We start from the raw sequence: 25,153 nt of genomic DNA on the forward strand, positions 1-25,153 counted from the left end.
CTAGTTCCATCTTAAGAGATAGAACTACTTAAATAGCATATTTCTCTTTATAGACTTCAATCTCTTTTAGTACCTCATCAACACTTTCTTTAAGTTCACTACCCATCTTCTTTATCTCATTTGGAAAATCATCTTGCATAAGTGTCATCAATGCATACCAAATTGGTTTATATCTCTCTTTTAGTTGATACTCTGGCATCTCTAGGAATTTTTTTGCTTGATAATATTGTCCTTTTGAGATTAATAGAGTCAAATATAATACTTCTAAATCTTCGAAAAAATCACAACTTTCATATTCAAGATATTCTAAAAATTCTTTATAACTTTTTGAGAATTTTTCTTTCCATAATAAAGTATTTACTCTATTAATTGCTGATATCTTATTATTATTTACTATAAGTTCATTTGCTCTTTCTAATCCTATTCCTCTTATTAAATAAAATGTCAAATAATCATTTATCTCAGGATTATCTCCTATTTTAGTTACTCCTTTTTTAATATAAACTTCTGCTAAATCATATTGATTTTTCAACACATAACATGTAGCAATTTGTAGACTTATAAATGCACTATTTTTATTTGAACTTAATAATATTTTTAAGGCTTCTTCTGGTTCTTCAATTTTATCCAAGGACTTAATTATTATTTCCAAATCAGAGTCAGATAAGTCTTCACCATAATTAGAGTTGATACTTCTAAGATAAGCTCTTGCTTCATTTTTCAAAGATTGTTCAGTCTCTATATCTAACCCTGCATAGCTTAAAGCTTCCGTCATATTATATATATAAATAGGACTAAGGGTGTTTTTTTTAATTTTACCTATAAACTTAACTGCCCTCTCTTCCAACTCGTCCTCAGTACACCATGCCTCTAAAAACTTAACTAGCCACTCAACTCTCTGTCTGTCTTTTTTTCTACCAAAACGCATTAGGTACCAAATATTAAAAAATCTCTCTTTTATTTTGTATATCTTATTTTTTCCTATGGACTCTGACTCAACTATCTCATACTTTTCAAGTTTTTTGAGTTGAGCTGAGACTGACTTACTTGATTCTCTTGTCTTTTTAGCTATCTCATTTGTTAGCATCCCATCCCAGTTTATTGCAATTGTATGAACTATCTCTTGAAGTCCTGAGGGTAAATCATCCATTCGATGTTTATAAAGAGGTGTAGCTTCATCAAGTATTTTAAGCAAATCATCAAAAGCATTTCCATCTTCATCTAAAAATATATCAAACAGCATCACTAAAGTTCTAGGAACTCCACCTGTTATTCTTCTAAGTGTTTCTATTCTAGCGGGAGAGTTTTCTATAACATTTTGTATCTTCTCTTTTTGCTCATCTCTTGCGATGCTAAGTAAAAACTCTCTACTTTCTTTTGAGTTCAAACTTTTTAGTTTTATGATTTTAAAGTACTCATAAAAAGCTTTTGAGTAGTCATGATGATGCTCTAGCATCTTAGTAGAACCACCAACTATACGAAAGATAGACGAACTTATAAGAATCTCCCTTAATCGTCTTTGCTCTTTTTCACTAAGTTTACCTATCAACTCATCTACATTATCTATGAGTAAAAGTAGTTTTTTACCCTTAGCTTTTACAACTGATTCTAAGTATGAAAAACATTGTAAATCATAATCATCATCTTCAAAATGCTTTTCCATATCGTCTAATATAGTGCTAAATTCATATTCATATAAAGTCTGAAGATACTCAGCAACTTCTTCCCATAACCTACATAAAGAGCGAATTTGATACTGTTCTTCCGCAAATTTTATAGGTAGTAAAAATTTAGACAGTTCATCATCATTTTTAACTTCTATCTGTAATTTTCTAAGCAGTGTTGTTTTGCCCTGTCCTCTTTGACCTATGATTATATAGTGCTGATTTGTATTGCTATCATCTGATGACTTTAAATCTTCGAAGATATCATTAAATATATCTTCTCTGACAACAAACCTCTCTAAAAACTCATCTTCACTCATCTCATCTGGAGTATATTTATACCTTACATAATTAGTTTGCAACATTTTTATTCCACCATTGTCTTAGTATTGGAGAGTTGTATCTATAAACTTTAGGATTTTCATTATTGTTTATATACCCATCATAAATAAGCGTATGAATCATATCTTTAGCTTCATCTTCATTGAGGGAATGCTTAGTGGCTATATTTATTATCTGCGAATATTCCATGATATTATTTTCAGAAATAATATTTAAAATTTCTTTGACAAATAGATACTCATTATTAGAAAATGACTCTCTTAATTTTGTCTGCCAAGACTCAAAATAACTTCTATGTTCTAGTGCTTTATCTATAGCTTCATTTATGGCTTTGTTATCAATTACTCTTTTCCTATCTTCTCGTAAGAGTATCTTTAATTGCTGGATTAATAGTTGTATGTAAAATGGTATTAGCCATTCTACTTTTCCTAAAAAATAGTTTATAGCATCTTTATTCATCTCTATTTTTACACTAGAGCAGAGTTGATTTGTAAATTTATAAGCTTCAGATTTTAATAGTGGTAGTATTTTTACATTGTTTAAATCATTGATAATTTTAATTGAGTTTATCTTAGAGACAACACTCTCTAAACCAATAGAACCAGCATATACAAATGTGACCTTTTCTGACACTTTGGGATTTTGTCTTAGTGAACGATGTGCTTTCAAGAGGCTATTTGCATTTTTTACATCTTCGTATTTTATAATATTTTCAATAGTTTGGGCAAACTCATCTATCATAATAATTAGCTTTTTGTCTATGTCTAAATCTTTAACTAAGGTCTCAAATGCAAATGCATAATCAAGAGTTTTGCCATCTTCAAACTCTACTCCAAATGCAGATACCTTTTTTATCTTTATATTTATTAATTTTGAATAAAAAACTTTTGATTTTGATTTTAATTTATTTATAAAATCTTCTTCCATCATCGCATTAAATAGTTTATGCCAAAATTCATTCTCATTATCTGCGGATTCAGTATCAATATAAATGACTATATAACCATCTTTTGGTTCATCTTTAATCTTATGCATAATAGAAGTTTTACCAACTCTTCTTGGTGCAACAAGAAGAATATGACTACCAGAATCTATGGCATCCCAAATAGTTTCTAGTTCTATTTTTCTATCCCAAAAATCATTACCTCTGACAACTTGTCCAACGCAGTTTTTCATAACTAAATCCTCTTGACAATTTTTCTGTTGTCATTATATCTGACAATTTTTCTGTTGTCAAGAAAAAATAGAGTCTGAATTTAAAAGTAAAATTTAGGAGTTGAAAAATTAGTGAGGAAATTTAATAGCGGAGAACCCGCTATTAGTTAAATTGGTAAAACGCGGATATTTTTAGAAAGTTTTTCTTTTAATGTTGACTCAATTGCATAAAGCGTACCAGTTGAACTTGAAGCACATCCATTACAAGCACCCAAATAACGAATATAAATATCAATATGCTCATCAGAGTTTTTAATATCAATAACTTCCATATCTCCACCATCCATAACTAGGAACTGGCGAACACTTTCATCAATTACAGCATCTACTGCTTTGATTTGTTGAACTAGAGTCATAGTAGCAAAATCACCATCTGCACCAGCATCTGCTGCTGCTTTCATTTTTTCTTCATCCATCTCTTTTCTAGTATCTCTAAGAATATCTACTAAATAATACTCTCTACTTTCATGTCCACCTGGCTTAATACAGCTCTTACAAAAACCACCAGCTTTTGTGTAGTCAGTAATTTGCTCAATTGTTGTTAAATCATTTAAACGAATTACTTCTTGAAGTGTGCCAAGGCTAACTCTAGCACATTCACAAACTATGATTTCATCTTCAAAACTCTCTGCATCTACACCCATATAAAGTCCAGCTGCCTTTTTGATAACATCATAAGCCATAACTGAACAGTGCATTTTTTGCGGTGGGACTGCTGGAGTATCTGGGTCATCTCTTAGAGCTAGTTCAACATCAATATTTGTAATTTTTACAGCTTCTTGTACAGTTTTACCAATACACATTTCAGTCATTACATCTGAAGATGCAATAGCAGTACCACAACCAAAAGATTTAAATTTTGAATTTATAATCTTGTCAGTCTTAGGATCAATTTCCCAGTAAAGACGAACAGCATCTCCACATGATTCTGCACCAAAATCAGCAACAATAAGTTTATTACCGCGTTCCTCTGCCTCTGCTTCAAAGATTTCTCCTTGATGCTGAGGGTTATTCATAAGAGTTGTAACTTTATTTGAGTACGCATCCCAAAGGCTTTCGCCTAACATATCACTTTTTGCCATCGTTTATCCTTTAGTGATGGTGAAGTTCACATTCTTGAACTTCACCACCTTTAGTTGGTTGCTGTTTTGCAAATGAGCTTGAAATAGCTCTTAATCTTGTAACTGCACCTTTAAAATGAGCGATTGTATAATCAACCTCTTCATCTGTTGTAAAACGAGAAAGACTTAGTCTTATACCCGTATGTGCTAGTTCGTTATCAGCACCGATTGCAAGCATAACTGTGTTAGCTTCCAAATCTTCACTTGCACAAGCCGAACCTGTTGCTGCACCTATTGCACCATTATTTAAATCCCAAAGCATACCTTCACCTTCAACTCCACGAATCGAAATAAGTATAGTATTTGGAGTACGGTTCCATCTATCACCAACTACAAAAGTATCACTAAGTTCAAGCAGAGCATCTTCTAAACGGTCTCTTTTTTCTCTGATTTTTGCACCTGTTATCTCTATATCTTTAGTAGCAAGCTCTATCGCTTCACCCATACCAACTATAAGAGGAACATTTAAAGTACCTGAACGACGACCGCCCATATGCTCTCCACCATGTAAAAGTGGAGTTAAAGCTTGAGAATCTTTAATATATAAAGCGCCTACACCCTTTGGACCATGAAACTTATGAGCAGACATACTTACAAAATCAATATTTGTAGCTTGTAAATCAACTCTAATTTTACCAATGGCTTGAACAGCATCTGAGTGAAAAAGTACACCTTTTTCCTTACAAATCTCTCCTATTTCTTTTATAGGGAAAAGCATTCCTGTTTCGTTTGAAGCCCACATAATAGAAACTAAAGCTGTTTTATCTGTTATAAAACCTTTTACAGTTTGAGCTTCAACTATACCTTGATCATTTACAGGAAGGTAAGTGACTTTTACACCTTGTTGTTCCAAGAACTTACAGGTTGAAAGAATTGAAGGGTGTTCAACTTCTGTTGTTAGTATATGGTTTTTGTCTCCGTTTACTATTTTGTCTGTAAAAACAGACTGTAAAACCCAGTTGTTTGACTCTGTTGCACATGATGTGAAAACTATATCATCATTATCACTAGCACTTAGGGCTGTATATACTTGGTCTATCGCTTTACTTAAAGCTGGATGTGGTGCGGTTCCATATTTGTGAAGTGAGTTGGGATTACCATACATTTCACTAAAAAATGGCTGCATCACCTCTACAACTTTTGGGTCAACCATCGTTGTAGCATTATTATCTAAATATACTTGCATTTTTTACCTCATCTTTAAACAAGACAGATTTTGTCTTGTTTTACTTTTGACATGATAATAGGTTTGTTATTACGATATGCTTAAGCCAAAACAACTTATTCACTATTTTAAGGTTGAATTTTAATTTGATACTTAGATATTATAAGCATATACGCAACTATATAATGTATAATGTCATAACTAAAACAAGAGAAAATATATAAAAAAGAGAGTTCATAAAATATGTGTAATTTTAATAAACAAGATGAAGATGCAAAACTGCTTATCCATATGCTGTTGAGTAAATGTGCCCAAAATGTTGGTGGAGCAAACTTTTTACTTGGACTTATCGAAGCTATGAAAAAGAACAAGCCAAATCCACTTACGCATAAAGGCACTAAAATTAATTCTGAGCATCTAAGCATAACATGGAATAAAACCGTTTTTAAAGATAAACTTGATATCTTAGAAGAAGTTATACATTCTCACAAAAGTGAAGAAGGTCAAAACTTGAATATTTTAGAAAATGACAATGCTAAAAAAAGTAAAAAAATTCTAAATATGGTTAAAACTTTATCTCCCATCACTTTTGTTGTAACCCCGCAGAATCCAGAAAATGGTGCTGGCTTTGATTTTAAAATTTTTGAATCTATTGAAGATAATTGTGTAAAACTAAATCCTATCTTTGTAGCAATGTTATTTTGTTCAACAGAGTACATTAAAAAAGCGTTAAAGTATGTGCCAAAAAGCTAACTCTACAAAGTAAACTTAAACCTTAGATGCTATAATCGCGTCATTAATTATACAATCAAAGGTTCATTATGGCTCAAACTATAACAGAAAAAATATTTTCCCAACATGTCGGACATGAAGTTTTTGCTGGAGAAATTATCCGCTCAAAAATTGACATGGTTATCGGTAACGATATTACTACTCCTATTTCTATCTCTGCTTTTAATTTAAGTGGCGCAGAAAAATTAGCAAATCCTGATGGATTTTCAATCGTTCTTGACCATTTCATTCCTGCAAAAGATATAGCATCTGCAAACCAAGCTAGAATCTCTCGTGACTTTGCAAAAAAGCATAAACTTAAAAATTTTTTTGATGAAAAGGATATGGGAATCGAACATGCACTTTTACCGGAAAAAGGACTTGTTGTTCCGGGTGATGTAATCATCGGTGCAGATTCACATACTTGTACACATGGTGCTTTAGGAGCATTTTCAACAGGTATGGGTTCAACTGACTTAGCTTTTGCGATGATTAGCGGAGGAAACTGGTTTAAAGTTCCTGAATCTATAAAAGTAAACCTAAGTGGAAAACCACAAACTCACACAACTGGTAAAGATATTATTTTAGAAATTATTCGCCTTCTTGGTGTTGATGGAGCCTTGTATCAAACACTAGAATTTACTGGTTCTACAATAGAATATCTAAACATGGATGATAGATTTTCTATGTGTAATATGGCAATTGAAGCTGGAGCAAAAAGTGGAATAATTGCTTATGATGATGTAACTAAAGAGTTTCTTGCGGATAAAAACTTAGCTAGAGAACCTCGTATTCACTACTCTGATGAAGATGCTTCTTATGTAAGAGTATTAGAAATTGATGTTGCTAATCTTGAACCTGTTATAGCTTACCCATTTTTACCATCCAATGGGCATCCAATTAGCAAGGCAGTAAAAGATAAAATAAAAATTGACCAAGCTTTTATTGGAAGCTGTACAAATGGTCGTTTAGGTGATTTAAAAATTGCAGCAGAAATACTAAAAGGAAAGAGAGTTCACGAAGATGTTCGTCTAATCGTAACTCCAGCAACTCAAAGAATTTTAAAAGAAGCATATAAACTTGGCTATATAGATATCATAATAGATGCAGGGGGAGTTGTTTCAAACCCAACTTGTGGAGCTTGTCTTGGTGGATATATGGGAATACTTGGAGATAATGAAATAGCAGTTTCAACAACTAACCGTAACTTTGTAGGACGCATGGGTTCAAGAAGTTCTAAAGTATATCTTGCAAACTCTGCTGTTGCAGCAACTTCTGCAATAAGCGGTTATATTAGTGACCCAAGAGTTTAAAAACAATAGATGATTAATACCCCTTGTGTCATCTTTGCAGGTGGAAGAAGTAGCAGAATGAAAGAAGATAAATCTCTTCTTCCTTTTGCTGGATTTTCTACTCTTACCCAATACCAATACTCTCGCCTTAATAAAATTTTTAAAACCGTATATATCTCATGTAAAGACAAAAGCAAGTTTGACTTTGAAGCAAATTTCATAGAAGATATAAAAACAGATAATATTTTTGCTCCAACTGCTGGATTTGTTGCGGTCTTTAAGGAGTTAAAGAAAGAGCGTTTTTTTGTACTTAGCGTAGATGCTCCTTTTGTTAGTGAAAAAGAAATTCGTGAAATATTTAGTGCAGATACAAAAAGTACAGATGCTACTATTGCAAAAACAAGCTTTGGAATGCACCCAATGTGTGGCATCTACCACTCTTCTTTAGAAACCGATTTTATCAAGATGCTCAAAGAAGATAATCATAAACTTGGCTTTTTACTTAAGTCATCAAACACTCTCTATGTCAATTTTAATGATGAGATAACCTTTTGTAATTTAAATCATCCTCATGAATATCAAGAAGCCTTAGACCGTATTTAACCTCAAAACGCTATAATATAAAAAAATATAAAGATTAAACATGAATTTAACACATTTAGACGAAAACCAGAGACCTAAAATGGTCGATGTAAGTGACAAAGACAATACAACAAGAATTGCTGTAGCCTCAGGAATAATAGAGATGAGTCAAGATGCTTATGGCGCAATAGTAAACGAGAAAACAAAAAAAGGACCTGTTTTACAAACTGCTGTAATCGCAGCAATTATGGGTGTTAAAAAAACAAGTGAACTTATCCCTATGTGTCATCCTTTAAATCTTAGTGGGATAAACTGTGATATTGAAGAACTTTCTACATTGCCAGGATTTAAACTAACAGTAACAGCAAAACTTACAGGTCAAACTGGCGTAGAGATGGAAGCACTTACAGGAACGAGTCTTGGTCTGCTAACAATCTATGATATGGTGAAAGCCATAGATAAAGGCATGATTATTCGTAATGTTCAACTAGAAAAAAAATCCGGAGGTAAAAGTGGAGATTTTAAACGATAGAACTGACAAATTAGAACTCCAATATCCATGCTCTTGGACATATAAGCTAATCTCATTAGAAAAGAAAGCTTTACAAAAAGCAGTTCATGATGTGATTTCTGAGAGAGAACATAAGTTAATTCACTCAAAAAACTCAAAAGCTGGAAAATATATAAGCATGAGTCTTGACCTACTTGTTCACAATGAAGATGATAGAAACTTTATATATGAAGCTCTCAAAGCCCATCAAAACATAAAAATGGTATTATAAAAACAAGGATTTTAAAATGAATATAGAAGAAATAAATAATGATTTAACAAGCTCTTATAACCATAGATTTAAAAGTGTTGATAAAAGAGTAAAAGATGCTGTAGCACACCTAAGTAATGACTTAAAACTTGAACTTAACAATTTAAATCTAAGTGATATCAAAAGCATAACTACAACAATTTTAAACATAGAAACTTCAAAGCTTAAAAATGATGTTGAGTCACTTTTAGCACAAAAAGAAGTTTTAGAAAGAAGTTTAGAGAAAAAAGCTCAGGAGCTTCAAGAATCAAAATACTCAATTTTTAATGCTATTGAAAATTCTCTTGAAAACCAAACAGATGCCTTGTCTAAACTACATCAAGTAAAACTTCAATCTATTGACTTATATGATATGCTAAGTGAAATGGTAGAGTCTGCTATTATCACTGCTTTAGAAAAAGATAGTGATGGAGACATAGCACAAAGCACTGAAGAAGTAATTAAAGATATAACTTACGAGGCCATCAAAGAAGGCTCACTTAATACTATACGAGTAAGAAAAATCTTATCTACAATCTTGCAATCTTCTATTGATATTGCAGAAGCTACACCAACAAAAGCACAAGAAATTTTAAATGCAACGCTAAGAGGAATGAGAAGTGGTCTTATTCGTTCTATTGATAGATTTAAAAAGCGTTTAGCTTTTATGCCTGTTGAGGCTAAACATATTCTCATAGAAGATTATGACACTATTATGGAAGATTTGAACCAATCTGACACTCTTTTCTCTCAAGTTATTCAAAGTAAAGCAAGTGAGCATGGTCTAGAAACAAAAAAATTACTTCTAGAAATAAATAAAAATATGCGTTATGATTTACAGGAGTTAGTTCATATATCTAAAGAAACTGCAGATCTTATGCGCGAAAGATTTTCTAGTTTTGCAAAAACAGCAGTTAAGAAAGCTGACACAGCTATGAAATCACAAACTGCACAAGAAGCTAAAAGAATGGGTAAACAAGCGCTAGAAGTAGCTCGTATTGCCTTAGGCAGTGCTTTAAAAACAGCTAAAGATGCCATAGATAAAGATAAAAAATAGCTTTCTTGCTATTTTTTATTATGTTCTAAAAATCTCCCTCAGCGCCTAAATCCATCATCTTGTACATAGTGTCTCTAACATGTTCAGCTTTTTCCATCATCTCAGGAGGCAATTTGTGTCCACCATATAACATTAGTTCCATTGCCATTGTAACTAACCATCTGTCTCCATTATCATCTTCAACTATAAGGATTCTACAAGGCATAAATGCACCAAAAGCTTCTGAATAGTCAATAAATGTTTTTGCGATACTTGGAGAACAATAGTGAAGTATTCTGATATATCTCTGTCTTTTACCCGCATGGTCATATTCTTCTGCCATTCTGGAATCACCAACTTGAAGCATATTTGCATCGGTAGCTATACTTTTCATCGACTCTATTACATCTTCAGTAGATACTTCAGGATTAATTTTAACTTTTCTTATCATTGCATCTGCTGAACTTCCAGTGTCTAAAACCTTGTTAAACATATCCATGTATGCGCCCATAGCTCTAGGGTCAAGTTTTGAAACCTTAGTCATTTTATCACCTAGATCAAACTTAACGTATGCTACAAGCATCCCTACAAGAATAATTGCACCTATAACACTTAAAATATTTTTTATTAGATTCATTTTTTTTCCTTTGAAATTATAATCTATATGATTTTTACTTAGTGAACATATCTCCATATAGAGCATTAGCCCATTTATATACAGAGTGTCCATTAGATAGACCATCTTTTTTCCAGTTTTCACTGCTTGAAGTATTTGCAAAACTAAATGTTTTATTTGTCTTGTTATACTCGTATTGTGAGTATATATATATCGCCCTTTCTGGGTTAGTATCAACTATTGAAAAGCAAACTGTAGTTGGTGATTCCCATTTTAGAACTGGAGTTTTATTAATCTTTTGAGCTATTAGTTTCGCAACAAAATGACCTTCAGAATTTGAAGTATTTCCAGATTTAGAAAATCCCATTGGTCTGGAGTCACCAGTAACATAAATATCTTTTAAACCATTTACCTCATATGTCAGAGGATTAATATCTCCTTCAAGCATATTCTTTGCATCTTTGGCAATTCCAACTTTCTCTAAAATCTTTGCACCTCTAACATGTGGATAAAATGCAGCATCTTCAAACTTAATCTCATCAAACTCTGTCTCAACTATTTTGTTATCCAAATCGATATTTATAATAATTGTATTAGGCATATATTCAATATAATCACTATAAAGTTCATCAAATGCTGATAGAAAACCATCTTTTTTAATAGTTATTGTATTATTTTCGTCTAACAATATAACTTTGGCATCTAACTTTTTCTCTTTGAAATAATCTGCAATAATACAGGCTCTCTCGTAAGGAGCAGGCAAGCATCTATAGTTTCCACTTGGAACTGTAAGAATAAAGTTACCACCCTTAAAGTTCAGAATTTTATTTTTTAATGTTATATGTTCAGATCCAGGTATAAAACCTGCTGGGTACTCTTGTCTAAGTCTTGTTTCAAATGCGATATCATTTGTCCATCTTGAATAATCATAATCGATACCTGGTGCAAAAACTAAATGATCAAAACTAATATCGCCATTGCTTGTTTTTAAAATACGCTTTTCTTTATCAAGATCTATTGCAGTTGCATGAAAATATGTGTAATTATTTTCTCTTGCAGCTTGAAGATAATCATGAACTAAATACTCTAAATCCACCTTATCGACTAACCACAAATTACTCATTGGACCTGATATAAACTCATATCTCTGCTCAACTAAAATCACATCTGAATTTGGAGCAAATATCTTTGTATATTTTGCGATTGATAGTCCTGACCAACCGCCACCTACAACAACTACTCTAGGATTCTTTGAATCAGCAATTGGAGCTTTATAATCAGCTGAATTAGTCTCTTTATCGGGGTTTGTATTTGATTGCGGGCCATTTGAACTAGAACATCCTGCAACAGCTGTTGCAGCAACAGCTATGCCAGAAAGTTGTAAGGCTTTTCTTCTTGATATAGCCATTAAGACATCCTTGTAAATTTTTGTTGTTACTCTGTAACTTCGTTAACTACTTCTATCATAAGTTTTTGAGCGTCTTCTAAAACTTTTATAGATGATTTGTCTGTAATATTTAAAGATTTTAACCAGTTATATACAGACGGATACGCCATATGAATTGTTTTAGAACCTTTTTCTTTATACATATAAAATGTGCAAGGAGCGAATGCACCAGCTTCTGGATGAGCTATAGCAACTTCAAAAATAACCGGAAGTTTACAAATAGAGTATGCATCAAAAAAGTCATATTTAGCATATCCAACTTCTTTAAATTCATCACCTAGTTTATTGAAACCTGCAATTACAAATCCAACAGTTTCAAGTGAACTTTCCATCTCTTCTTGAATTCCCTCTAGCTCTTCTTCTATAGCATCAGCATCATTTCCCTCATCAAGTTCCATCTCGTAAGTAAATCTGGTAATTAATTCACCCTTAGGATCTATGACTTTGTATGAAGTTTTTTCAAAATGACCATTTGGAAGAGCATTTGCAAGAGTGTCTCTAACAAGTTTGCTATACGCTATCATATGTTTATTCTTAACTGATATACCAGTAACTTTTGCCATACCTTCTAATGATATAGATGAAATGGAAATATTATTTGAGCCATTATTCATGTAGAATGACATGCTTAAAGGTGTAAATAACGCAGCTTTCGGCGTTAATTTAATTAATTCCAAAGCATAATCTTTTCTATAAAGCGTAAAAAGATGGTACATCTTATGATTTGTTTTTTGGAACTTTGATTTAAATGCTATATTCATATCATTATTTCCAGAAATTAAAAACCCTGCATCTGCAAAAGCTTTCTCAATTGTAGCTCCTGTAATTTTACCCTTTGAATTATCAGCTGTATAAATCTGAATATCTTGTACTGCATTTGCCACTACTCCAGTCACTAAGAATAGTGCTACGACTAAATTTTTAATCATTGAATTCATTTCTTTCCTTTATTAATTTTATGAAACTTTTTCTATCTCATCTAGAAGATAAATATTATCACCTTTGTGTATTGTTCCGCTACTGATAACTTTTGCAAAAACACCTCTATCATCTTTAAGTAATTTTGGTAATTTCGCATCTATCTTTGCTAAACTTTTACAAAGTGTACAGTTTTGAGTTATCTCCAATACGAGGTTCCCAATACTTAGTCTTGCTCCTGGTTTTAAATGGTAAGGATTATAATCTATCAATAGATTTTCTCCAAGTGCACTATAGGGTGCTTTTATACCATTGCTAGCAGCTAGCTCATAACTATCATTAGAAGTTATTAAAACTGACCTTTGTATATTTTTATTATAATATTTATCTTCTATTACGCCCTTGTCATCAAGAGCCAACTTATCTGTATTAACTCTACCATCATGAGTAGAATAAAATAATTCTAATATTTTTCCAACTGGAAGTAATGACATATAATTCTCTCACTTTATTTAAAATCTTCTATGCTCATTTTCTCATAAGAGCGGCTCTGTACAAAGCGCAAAATATGTAAAAACTCATCTTCATCTTTATATCCAGGTTTAGCGTAAACTATCTCTCTGTTTTCATCTATAAAGATAGAGCTTGGGTAAAAATTATAACCTATACTTATAGCAAATTCTTGTTTAGTACCCTTAAAGTCTTCAAAGGTAACATAACCGCTATCTCCTATATCTATATCAACAAAAATAAAGTTTTTTTTGATATTTTGCACTATTTTTTTATCAGGTAGTGTAAATTCAATCATTGTTTCACAATAACTACAATTTGGTTTATGCAAAAAAATCAACACATGCTTGTGTGATTTCTCTGCTTTATCAACCATTGCATCTATATTGATGTTATCAGCGCCACTAATAGTAAAAATGGCTACTAATATAAAAAGAATCTTAATCATTTTATATTTAGATGATTCTTCCTCATCTTATTCTTCCTCTTCCTCTTCCTCATCTTCCTCATACATCTCTAGCTCTTCATAAGATCTAAAAACATTACCTGGACTTAGAAGATAATATAAATCTTTATTTCTAAATTCTTCAAGAGTTACATGTTTTGTAATATAGTCAGGATCAATTTCATCATCGATACCTTCGAGAACTCTGTCTTTTAAAAGAGTAAAGTATTGAACAGATTCATCAGCACCTGTTTTATCTGTAATAAAACCATGTCCTGGAACTAGGTGATTCCAATCTTTAGATGCAATAGCTTTAAGTGCATTTAACTGACCAACAACAATACCATCACGATTTGAAGTTACCCTACCATTCATTACAACATCACCAACAAGAACAACTTTATCTTCTGGAAGATATAGAAACCAATCCTCTTCAGAGTGAGCATAACCAACTTTTACATACTCAAATTTAATTCCATGAAGCGTAAACTCTGTTGTATCATCAAAATATCTTTCAACAGGAACTAGCTTAGTACCTCTAATTGCATTTTGGTAAAGAGCTCTAATCATTCTAGTTTGAGGTGGAATCTCTCTAGTATTTTCATTTGGCTTACCAGTATGCTCATCAAAACCTAAGTAGTTTACATTAACAGACTTTGGACCGATTACTGTTGCACCTTGTGTCTCTGTATAGTAATTATTACCTAACCAGTGATCATCATGCTCATGACTTATTATAAGCGATTTAACAGGCAGGTCAGCAATTTTTTTCATAGCTGCATGAGCTTGTTTAGCAAATATATAAGATGGGCCACTATCCCATGCAATCCAACTATCTTTACCTTTGATATAGCAACTATTTGACATATCCCCAGCATTCTCTTTAGTTGGCATCTCCATAGCACCGAAGAAACACCATACCCTGTCACTAACTTGCACTGGTTTTAAATTATAATCCCATTCCACGTTAGTACCAGTGCGTGGTTTAACCCACTCATAAAGTATAAAGTTGTCATCTGCATCTAATTTATGAGGCTCCTTAACGGTTGTACTTTTATTTCCAATAAATGGAATTGCTATAACAAATGCCACTATTGCTAGTAATACAAGTATTTTTTTCATAAGTACCCCTATTTAATTTTCTTCTTACCTGTCTGTTCTTTTGAATTGTTGTCAACTGTAGTAAAAATGATTTTATCACCTTTTTTACCCTTAAATTTAAACTTAACAAGTGGATTTTCAGACATGAAACCACTAGTAGATACTTCATATACTACAACATCATTAACTTTAGCAGTAATATATTTAATATATGACGCTTTAATACCTTTCTTAACCGCTTCTTCTTTGTCAGCCATTAAGCTTGTAAACATTGCCTTTACTTTAACAACACCTTTTTTTTCTTTTGCTTTAATTTTCATTTTTTTAGCCATGAATCTTTCCTTTATTATTTATTTATTTTTATCTATATCTAAAATTGCACTTGTGGTAGGATGATTAAATCAACCTCCACAACCACCAATAGATACATCTATCTCTTTTGATGCAGTATAAAGAGTACCTGTGCCTCTTTCTTTACCTACTATTGTAACAACAGCTGTTTGTCTCATTTTAATTCTGAAATCATACTCAATGATTGCACCTTTTGGAACTGAGAACACACAAGTTAAACATCTAGGATTAGCATCTTGAAAAAGTGCCACCGACTCTAGGTCCAAAGATGATTTAATCGTAATTGGGATTGAACCACCATTTTCAGCTAATTTTGGAGCTTTAAATATTAATTTATTGCTTTTCTTCAATCCAGCATTACCGTAAAGTGCTTTAATTCCATCAACTGTTTTCTCTGATTCCCATGCCTTTGGTTTAGTATCTCTAAAGTTCATTGCTTTTAAATCTGTTCCTGGCATAACGACTGCAGCAAAAGCTGCGATACCTACACCTAAAAATTTTCTTCTATCCATTTGTTATCCTTTTATTTAATGTTTTTCTTTACTTGAGTCTATCATCCACTCAACTACTAATTTAATGTCTGAAGGTAATAAATCCTCATTACCACCTTTTGCTGGCATTCCACCTATACCGTTTATAGAATTACGAAGGACCATATCAAAACCTTTTTCTCTTACTTCAGTCCATGCTTCTATATCTCCAACAGCTGGAGCACCCATTTTGTCAGTTGCATGACAAACTTTACAAGACTCATTGTAGATTTTTTCACCTTTAGAGATACTCTTATCTTCTACTTCTGGTGGTAAATCTCTAACTGTTGAGTACGCTGGTACTACATCTTTCATCTCGTAACCGATTTTCATAACTTTAGCTTCTGTTTTACCATCCATACCTGGATCTTTACAATCTGTCATACATCTTGTACCAGAACCAATATTTTTAGCACGATCGGCAAAAAAAGCTTTTACGTCTGCTGGACCAGTTGAACCATCGATATTTGGATAAAAACCGTTATTGTTTGCTAGAACTACTTTTACAAGTTTTTCTTTATTAAGAACATATTCATCATCCATCTCTTCGCCATCTATCTCAACACCATTTTGAGCTAATAAATAAGCGGTAATAGCATATGTTTCATCGTTACTTAAACTCTTAGGAGTTGCATATGGCATAGCATCTCTGATATATGTAAAAAGTGTAGTAGCTTTTGGCCAGTATGTACCGATGGTTCTTTTTGGAGCATCCATACCTGGTTCAAGTCTCTGATTTTTAAGAGTGATAACAATTCCGTTCTTATCTTTATCTTGATTACCGCCAGCTAGCTGTGGATAACCATTTCCACCACCACCAAAATCACCGTGACAAGATGCACATTGTTCTTCATAGAGTTCATCACCCTCTTCAACAGAACCTTCACCTGCAGGTAAACCTGTGCCGTCTGGCAGCGCATCTATATCCCATGCTTTAATTTCATTAGCTGTTGCAATTCTACCAAAGCTAACACCTTTAGTGCTTTGCTCATTGTAGCGATAGGCAGTCTCTATACCATGTTTTCTTTCATAAGTAACACCACCATCAATAGCAGTCTTATTTTTTATAGAATAAACTCCAACAGTACTTGGTGCTCCAACAGTAGCAGAAGCACTATTAGAAGTCGAACCACCCATGCAACCTGATAGCAATAAAACAGAAGTAGCGAAAGACGCAGTTCCAATTATAATTAATTTACGATCTAACTTGAACATTGTTTACCTCTCCTTTAGCATTTACAGCCCATGTATGGATAGCATTTCTGTGATAAACACCTTCAACACCAACTACTTTTTTCTCTTGATTAACAGTAGGTTGAACATTATCAGAATCATCATATGAACGACTTTGTAATAACAACGGTCTACCCTCATATCTATACATATAAGAGAATTTTGTCCAAGCTTTTGGTAATACTAAACCTTTAAGAGAAGCCTCTACCCAATTTTTACCACCATCAAAGCTGATATCAACTCCTCTAATAGTACCGTGTCCACTCCATGCTAAACCTTCAATCTCAACTAAATCACCTTTTTTAAGATCAGTCCATGGAATCTCTGGACATGGTGAAGTGATAACTGAATTTGTCTCAAGCGCGTAGAAGTGTTGAATAGCTTTACCACTTGCAGTAAGTGCAGTATATTTAGAAGTTTCTTCTTTAGCATACCATGGTTTATCGCCAAACTCTAATCTTTTTAACCACTTAACACATAAGTTAGCTTCCCAACCTGGTGCCATTAAACGAACTGGATATCCTTGTTCAGCTCTTAATGCCTCACCATTTTGTCCATAAACTATCATAACATCATCAAGAACTTTCTCAATTGGTAATGTTCTACTCATTTCTGAACCATCACTGCCCTCAGCAAGCATCCATTTTGCTTCAGGCTTAAGACCAAGTTCATCAAGAATTGTTTTCAAGCGAACACCTGTCCACTGAGAACAACTCATCATACCTCTTACAAACTGTAAAGAATTAAACTGTGGACCTTTCCACTCTGCAGCACCATTTGATGGACACTCCATAAATAGAATTTTACTTTCACTTGGATATCTCTTTAATTGTTCTAAAGTAAGAACAATTGGTTTCTCAACAAGACCGTGAATCATTAATCTAAATTTATTTGGATCAATATGAGCTACACCGTTGTGAGTACGAGTAAAGTGTAAACCATTCGGAGTGATAATACCTTTTTGCTCATGCAATGGAGTCATAGAAATAGCAGCATGCATATCACCAGCTGATGACATTAGAGCAGATGTTCTTCTAACTATGTTGTGCTCATACTTTGATGGCAATCCATAAGGATTATAATTACACTCATCTCCTAAAGTAGTTCCCCACTTTGAGTGATGCATAATATTTGGATCATCGGCAAGCAGTGTACCTGGTGCTAGAATACTAGCAGCAGCAACTGCACTAACAGATGCAGTTCTTTTGAAAAAATCTCTTCTGCTGATAGATGTTAATTCTTTTGAATTAGGTGTTTTATCCACATCTTCTCCTTTTTTATGTTCATATTTTATATTTACGATTTAACGCATAACACAAAATTATATAGAAATATGAATTAACTGCTCTGAAAATAGCTCTAATATCACAAAATAATCACAAATTTAACTCTATTTCGTCACAAAACGAAACACTCTTCTTATTATAATTAGTAATATAAACAAAATTCATGAATATTATTTATCTTTATATAATGATAGTAAATGTTACTACTTAGATTTTTGAAATATTAACTCTTTATTTGTAGTATTTTTAACGAAACAGGAAAAAATTGAAAATTAATTGAAGAGAACAGAAAATTTTAAAAAGATATTACAATTGACAACGACCATAAAAGTGCATTAACTACAGTCGTTGATAATAATTCTAAATCAGTATACTGATTTAGAATTATTTTAATTCGCTAATATATTTAGCAATAGCAACAATTTTATCTCTAGAAAGACTAGAAGTTGAATCTTTCATTACCTGACTACTTTTATGCATAGTATAGGTTCCAATTCTTTCATCTTGATCTCTATATGCTCTTATTGTCAATGCTAATTCAGTTACATCTCTACCAGCTAATATTGGTACTCCCTTGAGAGGACTTTTTAGAGCTTTATCGCCATGGCACAATGCACATCGTTGTTTATAAAGTTTTGCACCATCCGCGGCCATTAAACTAATACTTGCTAGTACTACTATAAGAAGAATTTTTTTCATTGTTACAACCTTTATTTAAATTTGTATCGTATTTTTACCTAAATAGACAATAGATGAAGAAGTCTATTAAAACTAATGTTTCTTTTTTTCAAATATACCCACCACAAAGTCTATAATTTTTCTTAAAATAAAGACTACACTATAGACAATAAAAGAGTATAAAAAAGGATGTGAATAGTTTCCTTTTTCCCCCATTGTTTGCAACCTAGAAAATGGATCGCTCAATAGGTCAACATGCATTATTAAAGTCAACACCAATAATGTTAACAGATAATAAAGTATCTCTTTTTTTATCGTAAGTTTAAACTTTTGAATCATCTTCATCTTCTTTTAACTCGATGATAAATTCTTGTCTTTTAATCGCTAGTTGATTTAGAATATCTTGACCAACCTCTTCTCTATCCTGCCAATCTATTTCATGATGAATATCAAAAAGCTTTTTAAAATAATCATAATGAACATCAGAGCTTGTAACTTTAAAAAAGTAATATCTTCTAAAACTAATATCATTTACATCACAAATTGCTATTTTTTTACCAATGTCGTTTGGATAAACTTCTTCTTTTATCCAATTTAAAAAAAGTTCAGACTCTTTAAAGTAATTATAAAGATGTAAATCATTATCTTTTAAGAGATTGAATGTTTCTTCTTCGTCCTCAGTAAGTTCGAGATTATAGACATTGCTGTCCAGTTCAAACTTATCATTGGATTCATCATAAATAGCGAACTCTAATTTTACTTGCATACGAATTAAGCTTTACCAGAAAGCATTCCGTACATTGTCATTGGTTTAAGAGCATAAACTTTCATTAGCCAAAATACCCATCTTTCTACTAGTGGATCTAGTGGGAATGATGGTGTAGGTTTAACAGTCCAGTCAAACTCAGCTAACATAACAGTACCGATATCTGTTATCAATGGACAAACAGTATAACCAGCATATTTTGAAGGTAATTTTTTCCCTTCCATCTGTGCTATTAAGTTATCTACAAGAACTTTATATTGTTTTCTTATCGATCCACCTGTTTTGCCCATTGGTACTTGAGCAATATCACCAAGTGAAAATACATTATCAAACTTAACATGTTGAAGTGTCTCTTTATTTACCGGAACCCAACCTTTAGCTGAACCAATATCAGATTCACCTACTTCTCTTGGAGCTACAGCATCTGGAGTGATATGTAAAAAATCATATGGAACTCTTATCTTTTCATGTTTAGAGATAACCTCAAAATCTTTCATAATTGGATCGTAAGGTCCTTTTTCTTGCCACTTAGAATCAAAAATAGCTATTTTATTCTCTTTTTCTACACCTATAAGGTTAGTTCTATAGTGCCACTTAAAGCCTTCTCTCTTGAATTGCTCATGAATAGTATCGTGATATTCAGGAACACCAAACATAGCTCCACCATTTGGATAAAAAGTAAGTTCAGCATTTTCTCTAGCACCGGCTTCTTTAAGTCTTGCGTTTGTAAGATACATAATTTTCTTTGGAGCACCACCACATTTAATAGGTGTACTTGGATGTGTGAAAAGAAACTGTACCTTTTTACCATCTTTAGCATTTTTTGCTAACTCTATAGCTTTTTGCATCTCTACCCAAGTTTTAGCAGCACCTTCGCCTGTATAGATTGAACATATACCATCATTACCTATAGCTTTGTGAAGTCTTGAATTATCTCCAGTTGAGTAAGCACGACCAGCATGCTCTAAACCTTCAATTCTTTCAAAATCAAGTTGTAAACCAGTAGCTACAATCAAATAATCATAATCAATAACTTGACCTTTTGCAGTAGTTACTTGATTGTTTGTTGGATCAAAGTCGATAACTTTATCTTCAATTATCTTCGTACCTTCTGGTACAAAATCATCTCTATTGTAAACAATTTCATCTGCATCCCAAATACCAGCTGCAACTAATGTTTGACCTGGCTGATAAGATACTGATTGTTTATTAGGCTCAATCACAGTAATATCTGGATTTTTAAGATTAAGAGTTAATCTTGCAGCTGTACTCATACCAGCAAGTCCACCACCAACGATTACAATCTTTCCATTAACGCCTGATTTAACAAGTTCTTTTTGATCTTTTTCCATTGCTTCAAGATCGCTACCGCCCATCATGAAACTTGCACCTGAGATACCAGCTAATTTCATAGCATCTCTTCTGCTCATACCTTTTGAAGATAAATCCTTGTCCATCTTCGATAACATATTATTAAGATACTTATAATCCATGCTTATCCTTTCATTTCTTTAACTTATAATTAGTTGTAAGGTATCGTAAAATATTTGATTTGGGACTTAATATAAATGCATTTTAAAAAAAATTACAATAATGTGATAAAATTGTAACATTATTGTAGTCTATTGAGATGCTGCTTGAAAACTCACTAATCCTAAAAGGACATTGATTTTCTTTTCTTCATCAATATAGAATGGTATTGTATAGCCTTGATTTTGAATATCTTTTATATTTTCATTATCAAAGTAAATAGATTTTTTATACTTCTTTAGCTTAGTATGCATGTTAATTATAATTGTATCAAGATACATCTCAAAACTACTAACATCAACTTCACCTTGCTTTTTTATTAGCTCTGAAGCCTCTTTTAATTGTTCTTTATAAAGTTCTGAAGAAAGAACATTCATACCAGGATAGTATGAAGTAAACTCACCTCTATTTTTAAGATATTTATCTAGTTCATTTTCAAGTTGTTTTTTAATATCATTTTGCATACTTATATCCTTTATCTCTCAGCTCACAATACTTAAACAATATCCCTTATTTACGCACAGGGTTGTCTTCAGAAGCTATTTTATATTTTTTAAGAAGTTTATTGAGAGGTATTTATATATAAAGCTATATGCTGAATTTCAGCATATGCTTGAAGTTTTATTTTATACTATCACTAATATATTTAGCAAGAGCATCTATCTCTTCATAAGAGAGATCTACAAGTGAACTTTTCATTAAAGCACCATAACCATACTTGTTAACACTTCCAAATCTATAGTCTTTTAACTCTTTTGCTAATTTAGCAGCATCTAATCCATTAATTGGAGCATATTCGATTCTAGAAGAACCTTCAAATGTAATTTGTTTTCCATCAGCAGCATGACACATGATACAATCTTTTTTATAAATTGCCTCACCATTTGCTGGTAACAATACACCTGACTTATATACTGATGCACTGTCTGCAGCTATTAAAGTAACACTTGCTAATAATATGCAAAGAATAATTTTTTTCATTTTGAACCTTTAAATCATAAAGTTTGTGTCACATTATAATCACAAAAATCTTAAATTACCTAAAAAATATCTTTGAACTACTTATTTTGAAGTATAATGTTACTTTATAACTGATTCTTATTTAAAGAAATATATTGGTCTATTTTGGTTCAAGTATCTTTAATATAGTGATAGATATAGTTTAAAAAAATATTTCTTTATATAATAGGTACTCAAAAATGGCAAAATCAATTAAAGCATCACTTATTCTATTAATACTAACTTTTACAGCATTATATGCAAAAAGCGGATACGATTATTACCATTATGGAAATAGTGGTTCTTCTTATAAAAAACTAAACAAAACGGCTATAAGTAAGATAGCAAAAGCAGAAGTTAAAAAATTAACTATGGCAAAAAAAATTCCAAAAAGTTGGAAATCAATACCCATATCAAAAATAAAAAAGTTTAATTCTAATGATTGGATAGTTAGTTTTAATAATTTAAAAATAAAAGACAAATCAAAACGAGACTTGTATATATTTGTAAGCATCTATGGGCGCGTCAAAGGTGCCAACTATACTGGTCAATAAAATAGGGTATATATATTTACTCTTTAGATTTTAGATCAGCATATAATGAAGTACAGGCTTGAACCGATGCTCTGTCTGGAACTCTTCTAACAGAAAGGTATGTAACAGAACCGTCCGAATGAACTCTTTTTAACGCTGTTGCATACACCCAGTAATAAGCGCCATCTTTTCTAAGATTTTTAACTACTCCTGTCCAAAAACCTTTTGTTTGTATATCATCCCATAAGCCTTTAAAGGCAATTTTTGGCATATCTTCATGTCTAATAATATTATGAGGTTGCCCTAGAAGTTCTTCAAGTGTATATCCTGCTAACTCACAAAACAAATCATTCGCATATATGATTATTCCCTTTTCATCAGTTTCACTAAGAATATATTGATCAGAAGAAAAAAACCATTCTTCTGTTTTTTCACTCTTTACAATGCTCATCAAGTCTCCCTTATTTATAGTATTTACTTACTCCATCCATAGTTGAACCCATATTTAACAGTAACATATCTGCAATCACAAGCGCAGCCATCGCTTCACAAACAACAGTTCCTCTGATAGCAACACAAGGATCATGTCTTCCTTTTAATGAAAAATCAAGCTCTTCATTTGTAGTTGTAACAGTATGTTGTGTTTTAAATATTGATGGAGTTGGTTTAAAGTAAACATTCATTATAATATCATCACCATTTGATAGACCACCTAAAATTCCACCTGAATGATTTGACTCAAATCCATTCGCTCTAATTGCATCATTATTAGTAGATCCATGAGCAGATGCACTCAAAACTCCATCTCCAATCTCAACAGCCTTAACTGCATTTAAACCCATCATTGCATCTGCTAAGACACCATCTAGCTTATAATAAAGTGGCTGACCTAAGCCAATTGGAGCACCTTTTATTAACACTCTTGATACACCACCAACAGAGTCATGATTATTCTTTGCTTCAAGGATAACATCTTTTTGTTCTTGTTCTTTAGTTTTATCTAAAGCATAAATAATACTTTTTTTAGCCATTTCATAATCAAAAATTTCAGATTTTACACCACCAACTTCACTAATTCCACTTAAGACTTCAATATCTAACTCTTTAAGCATTAGTTTTGCAATAGCTCCTGCTGCAACTCTAGCAGCTGTTTCTCTCGCAGATGCACGACCACCACCTCTATAATCTCTTATGCCATACTTATGAAAGTAAGTAAAATCCGCATGTCCAGGACGAAAAACATCTTTAATATTTGTATAGTCTTTTGACTTTTGATTTGTGTTAAAGATAATCATTGCTATGGGAGTTCCCGTACTTTTTCCTTCAAAAACACCACTTAAAATCTCCACCTCATCAGCTTCTTTTCTAGCAGTTTCAAACTCACTTTTACCTGGTTTTCTACGATTGAGTTCACTTTGGATATATACTTCATCAATATCCAAGCCTGCGGGTACACCATCGAGCAAACAACCAATAGCCTTACCATGCGACTCACCAAAAGTGCTATATCTTAACTTCATTCCAAAACTGTTCAATTATTTTTCCTTTTCTAGCATCTCAACCGCAATTTTTGCAGATTCTTGTTGGGCTATTTTCTTACTTTTGCCTATCGCTCTAGCGTATTCTTTATCTTGAATTATTACCGCTACTTCAAACTCTTTTAAATGGTCGGGTCCACGACTAGCTACAACTTTATACTCAGGAGTTATACCAAACCTTGATTGCGTTAGTTCTTGAAGAGTTGTTTTAAAATCATTAAATAGAAAATCTAAAGATATCTCTTGATGATTTTTCTCTATTAACTTTATAGCAATTTTATCTACTTTACTTAAACCTGCTTCTAGATAAATTGCTCCCATTATAGCTTCAAAGGCATTTGAAAGTAACGATGACTTCTCTCGTCCTCCATTGTTTTGCTCAGCATTTGACAAGTAAATAAACTCTCCCAAATCCAAAGACCTAGCCAGCTTATCAAAACCCGCTTCATTTACTAAAGAAGCTCTGATTTTTGATAGTTTCCCTTCATCAGATTTTTTAAACTTTTTATAAAGATACTCACCTACAATAAGGTCTAAAACCGCATCTCCTAAAAATTCTAATCGCTCATTATCGTAGGGCTGTTTATAACTTTTATGTGTCAGCGCTTCGATAATGAGCTTTTTATCTTTAAATTCATATCCTAGTTTATCTTCTAAGATTTCTATGTTTTTACTCATTAAATT

Annotated in this window: 29 protein-coding genes; 7 read left to right on the top strand and 22 right to left on the bottom strand. The window is 32.4% G+C overall.

The window, feature by feature from the left end; all coding sequences use genetic code 11:
• Positions 1-28: 28 nt before the first annotated feature.
• The 4 genes from MOV42_RS13400 to MOV42_RS13415 all read right to left on the bottom strand — a co-directional run bounded on the left by MOV42_RS13400 (position 29) and on the right by MOV42_RS13415 (position 5,528).
• Positions 29-2,029 (bottom strand): ATP-binding protein, encoded by a 2,001-nt coding sequence (locus MOV42_RS13400; RefSeq protein WP_324171671.1) that lies wholly within the window; start codon positions 2,027-2,029, stop codon positions 29-31.
• Complete coding sequence (locus MOV42_RS13405) at positions 2,016-3,182, bottom strand: ATP-binding protein (RefSeq protein WP_324171672.1); 1,167 nt, start codon at positions 3,180-3,182, stop codon at positions 2,016-2,018. The genes MOV42_RS13400 and MOV42_RS13405 overlap by 14 nt, the downstream gene beginning before the upstream one ends.
• A 146-nt stretch (positions 3,183-3,328) precedes the next feature.
• A complete protein-coding gene (locus MOV42_RS13410) occupies positions 3,329-4,303 on the bottom strand; it encodes an iron-sulfur cluster assembly scaffold protein (protein ID WP_324171673.1) in 975 nt (324 codons plus the stop codon).
• Positions 4,304-4,313: 10 nt separating this feature from the next.
• Positions 4,314-5,528, bottom strand: coding sequence for a NifS family cysteine desulfurase (locus MOV42_RS13415; RefSeq protein ID WP_324171674.1), 1,215 nt, complete (start codon positions 5,526-5,528; stop codon positions 4,314-4,316).
• Between the two features lie 222 nt (positions 5,529-5,750).
• Between MOV42_RS13415 and MOV42_RS13420 the strand changes: the two genes are divergently transcribed.
• The 6 genes from MOV42_RS13420 (at position 5,751) to MOV42_RS13445 (ending at position 10,009) form a co-directional block, all read left to right on the top strand.
• A complete protein-coding gene (locus MOV42_RS13420; RefSeq protein ID WP_324171675.1) occupies positions 5,751-6,260 on the top strand; it encodes a hypothetical protein in 510 nt (169 codons plus the stop codon).
• A gap of 68 nt (positions 6,261-6,328) precedes the next feature.
• On the top strand, positions 6,329-7,591 hold the full coding sequence (locus tag MOV42_RS13425) for a 3-isopropylmalate dehydratase large subunit (RefSeq protein ID WP_324171676.1): 1,263 nt from the start codon (positions 6,329-6,331) through the stop codon (positions 7,589-7,591).
• A gap of 9 nt (positions 7,592-7,600) precedes the next feature.
• On the top strand, positions 7,601-8,173 hold the full coding sequence (gene mobA / locus MOV42_RS13430; RefSeq protein WP_324171677.1) for a molybdenum cofactor guanylyltransferase MobA: 573 nt from the start codon (positions 7,601-7,603) through the stop codon (positions 8,171-8,173).
• A gap of 40 nt (positions 8,174-8,213) precedes the next feature.
• Positions 8,214-8,684 carry a cyclic pyranopterin monophosphate synthase MoaC gene (moaC, locus tag MOV42_RS13435; protein ID WP_324171678.1) on the top strand — a complete coding sequence of 157 codons (471 nt, stop codon included), beginning with the start codon at positions 8,214-8,216 and terminating at the stop codon, positions 8,682-8,684.
• Positions 8,665-8,934: a DUF493 domain-containing protein gene (locus MOV42_RS13440; RefSeq protein WP_324171679.1), complete on the top strand. Its 270-nt coding sequence runs from the start codon at positions 8,665-8,667 to the stop codon at positions 8,932-8,934. The genes moaC and MOV42_RS13440 overlap by 20 nt, the downstream gene beginning before the upstream one ends.
• Positions 8,935-8,950: 16 nt before the next feature.
• A complete protein-coding gene (locus MOV42_RS13445) occupies positions 8,951-10,009 on the top strand; it encodes a DUF6781 family protein (RefSeq protein ID WP_324171680.1) in 1,059 nt (352 codons plus the stop codon).
• A gap of 25 nt (positions 10,010-10,034) precedes the next feature.
• Here MOV42_RS13445 and MOV42_RS13450 read toward each other — a convergent pair whose 3' ends face one another.
• The 15 genes from MOV42_RS13450 to MOV42_RS13520 form a co-directional block, all read right to left on the bottom strand.
• Positions 10,035-10,625 (bottom strand): DUF302 domain-containing protein, encoded by a 591-nt coding sequence (locus tag MOV42_RS13450; RefSeq protein WP_324171681.1) that lies wholly within the window; start codon positions 10,623-10,625, stop codon positions 10,035-10,037.
• Positions 10,626-10,659: 34 nt separating this feature from the next.
• Positions 10,660-12,012 carry an FAD/NAD(P)-binding oxidoreductase gene (locus MOV42_RS13455; protein ID WP_324171682.1) on the bottom strand — a complete coding sequence of 451 codons (1,353 nt, stop codon included), beginning with the start codon at positions 12,010-12,012 and terminating at the stop codon, positions 10,660-10,662.
• Between the two features lie 26 nt (positions 12,013-12,038).
• Positions 12,039-12,989: a DUF302 domain-containing protein gene (locus MOV42_RS13460; RefSeq protein WP_324171683.1), complete on the bottom strand. Its 951-nt coding sequence runs from the start codon at positions 12,987-12,989 to the stop codon at positions 12,039-12,041.
• A gap of 18 nt (positions 12,990-13,007) precedes the next feature.
• Positions 13,008-13,463 carry an MOSC domain-containing protein gene (locus tag MOV42_RS13465; protein WP_324171684.1) on the bottom strand — a complete coding sequence of 152 codons (456 nt, stop codon included), beginning with the start codon at positions 13,461-13,463 and terminating at the stop codon, positions 13,008-13,010.
• Positions 13,464-13,477: 14 nt separating this feature from the next.
• Positions 13,478-13,927, bottom strand: a complete 450-nt coding sequence (locus MOV42_RS13470; protein WP_324171685.1) for a thioredoxin family protein — start codon at positions 13,925-13,927, stop codon at positions 13,478-13,480.
• 27 nt (positions 13,928-13,954) lie between these two features.
• The gene (locus MOV42_RS13475; RefSeq protein ID WP_324171686.1) at positions 13,955-15,046 is read right to left on the bottom strand and encodes an MBL fold metallo-hydrolase; all 1,092 of its coding nucleotides are present in this window, start codon (positions 15,044-15,046) and stop codon (positions 13,955-13,957) included.
• Positions 15,047-15,054: 8 nt separating this feature from the next.
• Positions 15,055-15,357, bottom strand: a complete 303-nt coding sequence (gene soxZ / locus MOV42_RS13480; protein ID WP_324171687.1) for a thiosulfate oxidation carrier complex protein SoxZ — start codon at positions 15,355-15,357, stop codon at positions 15,055-15,057.
• A gap of 69 nt (positions 15,358-15,426) precedes the next feature.
• Positions 15,427-15,888, bottom strand: coding sequence for a thiosulfate oxidation carrier protein SoxY (locus MOV42_RS13485; protein ID WP_324171688.1), 462 nt, complete (start codon positions 15,886-15,888; stop codon positions 15,427-15,429).
• A gap of 15 nt (positions 15,889-15,903) precedes the next feature.
• Positions 15,904-17,121, bottom strand: a complete 1,218-nt coding sequence (locus MOV42_RS13490; RefSeq protein ID WP_324171689.1) for a c-type cytochrome — start codon at positions 17,119-17,121, stop codon at positions 15,904-15,906.
• Positions 17,102-18,403: a sulfite dehydrogenase gene (soxC, locus tag MOV42_RS13495; protein ID WP_324171690.1), complete on the bottom strand. Its 1,302-nt coding sequence runs from the start codon at positions 18,401-18,403 to the stop codon at positions 17,102-17,104. Before soxC ends, MOV42_RS13490 begins: the two co-directional genes overlap by 20 nt.
• Positions 18,404-18,809: 406 nt before the next feature.
• Positions 18,810-19,124 (bottom strand): c-type cytochrome, encoded by a 315-nt coding sequence (locus tag MOV42_RS13500; RefSeq protein ID WP_324171691.1) that lies wholly within the window; start codon positions 19,122-19,124, stop codon positions 18,810-18,812.
• A 301-nt stretch (positions 19,125-19,425) separates the two neighbouring features.
• The gene (locus MOV42_RS13505; RefSeq protein ID WP_324171692.1) at positions 19,426-19,869 is read right to left on the bottom strand and encodes a hypothetical protein; all 444 of its coding nucleotides are present in this window, start codon (positions 19,867-19,869) and stop codon (positions 19,426-19,428) included.
• 5 nt (positions 19,870-19,874) lie between these two features.
• A complete protein-coding gene (locus tag MOV42_RS13510) occupies positions 19,875-21,362 on the bottom strand; it encodes an FAD/NAD(P)-binding oxidoreductase (protein WP_324171693.1) in 1,488 nt (495 codons plus the stop codon).
• 129 nt (positions 21,363-21,491) lie between these two features.
• Positions 21,492-21,863: a hypothetical protein gene (locus MOV42_RS13515; protein ID WP_324171694.1), complete on the bottom strand. Its 372-nt coding sequence runs from the start codon at positions 21,861-21,863 to the stop codon at positions 21,492-21,494.
• Between the two features lie 157 nt (positions 21,864-22,020).
• Positions 22,021-22,380 carry a c-type cytochrome gene (locus tag MOV42_RS13520; RefSeq protein WP_324171695.1) on the bottom strand — a complete coding sequence of 120 codons (360 nt, stop codon included), beginning with the start codon at positions 22,378-22,380 and terminating at the stop codon, positions 22,021-22,023.
• A gap of 218 nt (positions 22,381-22,598) precedes the next feature.
• Between MOV42_RS13520 and MOV42_RS13525 the strand changes: the two genes are divergently transcribed.
• Positions 22,599-22,952, top strand: coding sequence for a DUF6488 family protein (locus tag MOV42_RS13525; protein ID WP_324171696.1), 354 nt, complete (start codon positions 22,599-22,601; stop codon positions 22,950-22,952).
• A 16-nt stretch (positions 22,953-22,968) separates the two neighbouring features.
• Here the strand turns inward: MOV42_RS13525 and MOV42_RS13530 are convergent, their stop codons facing one another.
• The 3 genes from MOV42_RS13530 to rnc are packed head-to-tail and all read right to left on the bottom strand — an operon-like array spanning position 22,969 to position 25,147.
• Positions 22,969-23,382, bottom strand: coding sequence for a PAS domain-containing protein (locus MOV42_RS13530; RefSeq protein WP_324171697.1), 414 nt, complete (start codon positions 23,380-23,382; stop codon positions 22,969-22,971).
• A 10-nt stretch (positions 23,383-23,392) separates the two neighbouring features.
• On the bottom strand, positions 23,393-24,466 hold the full coding sequence (gene aroC, locus MOV42_RS13535) for a chorismate synthase (protein WP_324171698.1): 1,074 nt from the start codon (positions 24,464-24,466) through the stop codon (positions 23,393-23,395).
• Positions 24,467-25,147, bottom strand: coding sequence for a ribonuclease III (gene rnc, locus MOV42_RS13540; protein WP_324171699.1), 681 nt, complete (start codon positions 25,145-25,147; stop codon positions 24,467-24,469).
• Positions 25,148-25,153: the final 6 nt, after the last annotated feature.

Origin of the sequence: Sulfurimonas sp. (assembly GCF_029027405.1) — a bacterium.
In the GTDB taxonomy this organism is placed as follows: Bacteria; Campylobacterota; Campylobacteria; order Campylobacterales; family Sulfurimonadaceae; genus Sulfurimonas.

Coding starts and splice junctions, on each gene's coding strand:
- mobA (WP_324171677.1), top strand. CDS start 7,601: ATGATTAATACCCCTTGTGTCATCTTTGCAGGTGGAAGAAGTAGCAGA.
- MOV42_RS13445 (WP_324171680.1), top strand. CDS start 8,951: ATGAATATAGAAGAAATAAATAATGATTTAACAAGCTCTTATAACCAT.
- MOV42_RS13410 (WP_324171673.1), bottom strand. CDS start 4,303: ATGGCAAAAAGTGATATGTTAGGCGAAAGCCTTTGGGATGCGTACTCA.
- MOV42_RS13470 (WP_324171685.1), bottom strand. CDS start 13,927: ATGATTAAGATTCTTTTTATATTAGTAGCCATTTTTACTATTAGTGGC.
- MOV42_RS13455 (WP_324171682.1), bottom strand. CDS start 12,012: ATGGCTATATCAAGAAGAAAAGCCTTACAACTTTCTGGCATAGCTGTT.
- soxZ (WP_324171687.1), bottom strand. CDS start 15,357: ATGGCTAAAAAAATGAAAATTAAAGCAAAAGAAAAAAAAGGTGTTGTT.
- MOV42_RS13530 (WP_324171697.1), bottom strand. CDS start 23,382: ATGAGCATTGTAAAGAGTGAAAAAACAGAAGAATGGTTTTTTTCTTCT.
- MOV42_RS13520 (WP_324171695.1), bottom strand. CDS start 22,380: ATGAAAAAAATTATTCTTTGCATATTATTAGCAAGTGTTACTTTAATA.
- MOV42_RS13475 (WP_324171686.1), bottom strand. CDS start 15,046: ATGAAAAAAATACTTGTATTACTAGCAATAGTGGCATTTGTTATAGCA.
- MOV42_RS13490 (WP_324171689.1), bottom strand. CDS start 17,121: ATGTTCAAGTTAGATCGTAAATTAATTATAATTGGAACTGCGTCTTTC.
- MOV42_RS13460 (WP_324171683.1), bottom strand. CDS start 12,989: ATGAATTCAATGATTAAAAATTTAGTCGTAGCACTATTCTTAGTGACT.
- MOV42_RS13505 (WP_324171692.1), bottom strand. CDS start 19,869: ATGCAAGTAAAATTAGAGTTCGCTATTTATGATGAATCCAATGATAAG.
- MOV42_RS13500 (WP_324171691.1), bottom strand. CDS start 19,124: ATGAAAAAAATTCTTCTTATAGTAGTACTAGCAAGTATTAGTTTAATG.
- MOV42_RS13450 (WP_324171681.1), bottom strand. CDS start 10,625: ATGAATCTAATAAAAAATATTTTAAGTGTTATAGGTGCAATTATTCTT.
- MOV42_RS13510 (WP_324171693.1), bottom strand. CDS start 21,362: ATGGATTATAAGTATCTTAATAATATGTTATCGAAGATGGACAAGGAT.
- MOV42_RS13485 (WP_324171688.1), bottom strand. CDS start 15,888: ATGGATAGAAGAAAATTTTTAGGTGTAGGTATCGCAGCTTTTGCTGCA.
- MOV42_RS13415 (WP_324171674.1), bottom strand. CDS start 5,528: ATGCAAGTATATTTAGATAATAATGCTACAACGATGGTTGACCCAAAA.
- MOV42_RS13425 (WP_324171676.1), top strand. CDS start 6,329: ATGGCTCAAACTATAACAGAAAAAATATTTTCCCAACATGTCGGACAT.
- MOV42_RS13465 (WP_324171684.1), bottom strand. CDS start 13,463: ATGTCATTACTTCCAGTTGGAAAAATATTAGAATTATTTTATTCTACT.
- MOV42_RS13420 (WP_324171675.1), top strand. CDS start 5,751: ATGTGTAATTTTAATAAACAAGATGAAGATGCAAAACTGCTTATCCAT.
- MOV42_RS13405 (WP_324171672.1), bottom strand. CDS start 3,182: ATGAAAAACTGCGTTGGACAAGTTGTCAGAGGTAATGATTTTTGGGAT.
- moaC (WP_324171678.1), top strand. CDS start 8,214: ATGAATTTAACACATTTAGACGAAAACCAGAGACCTAAAATGGTCGAT.
- MOV42_RS13515 (WP_324171694.1), bottom strand. CDS start 21,863: ATGCAAAATGATATTAAAAAACAACTTGAAAATGAACTAGATAAATAT.
- MOV42_RS13400 (WP_324171671.1), bottom strand. CDS start 2,029: ATGTTGCAAACTAATTATGTAAGGTATAAATATACTCCAGATGAGATG.
- MOV42_RS13525 (WP_324171696.1), top strand. CDS start 22,599: ATGGCAAAATCAATTAAAGCATCACTTATTCTATTAATACTAACTTTT.
- rnc (WP_324171699.1), bottom strand. CDS start 25,147: ATGAGTAAAAACATAGAAATCTTAGAAGATAAACTAGGATATGAATTT.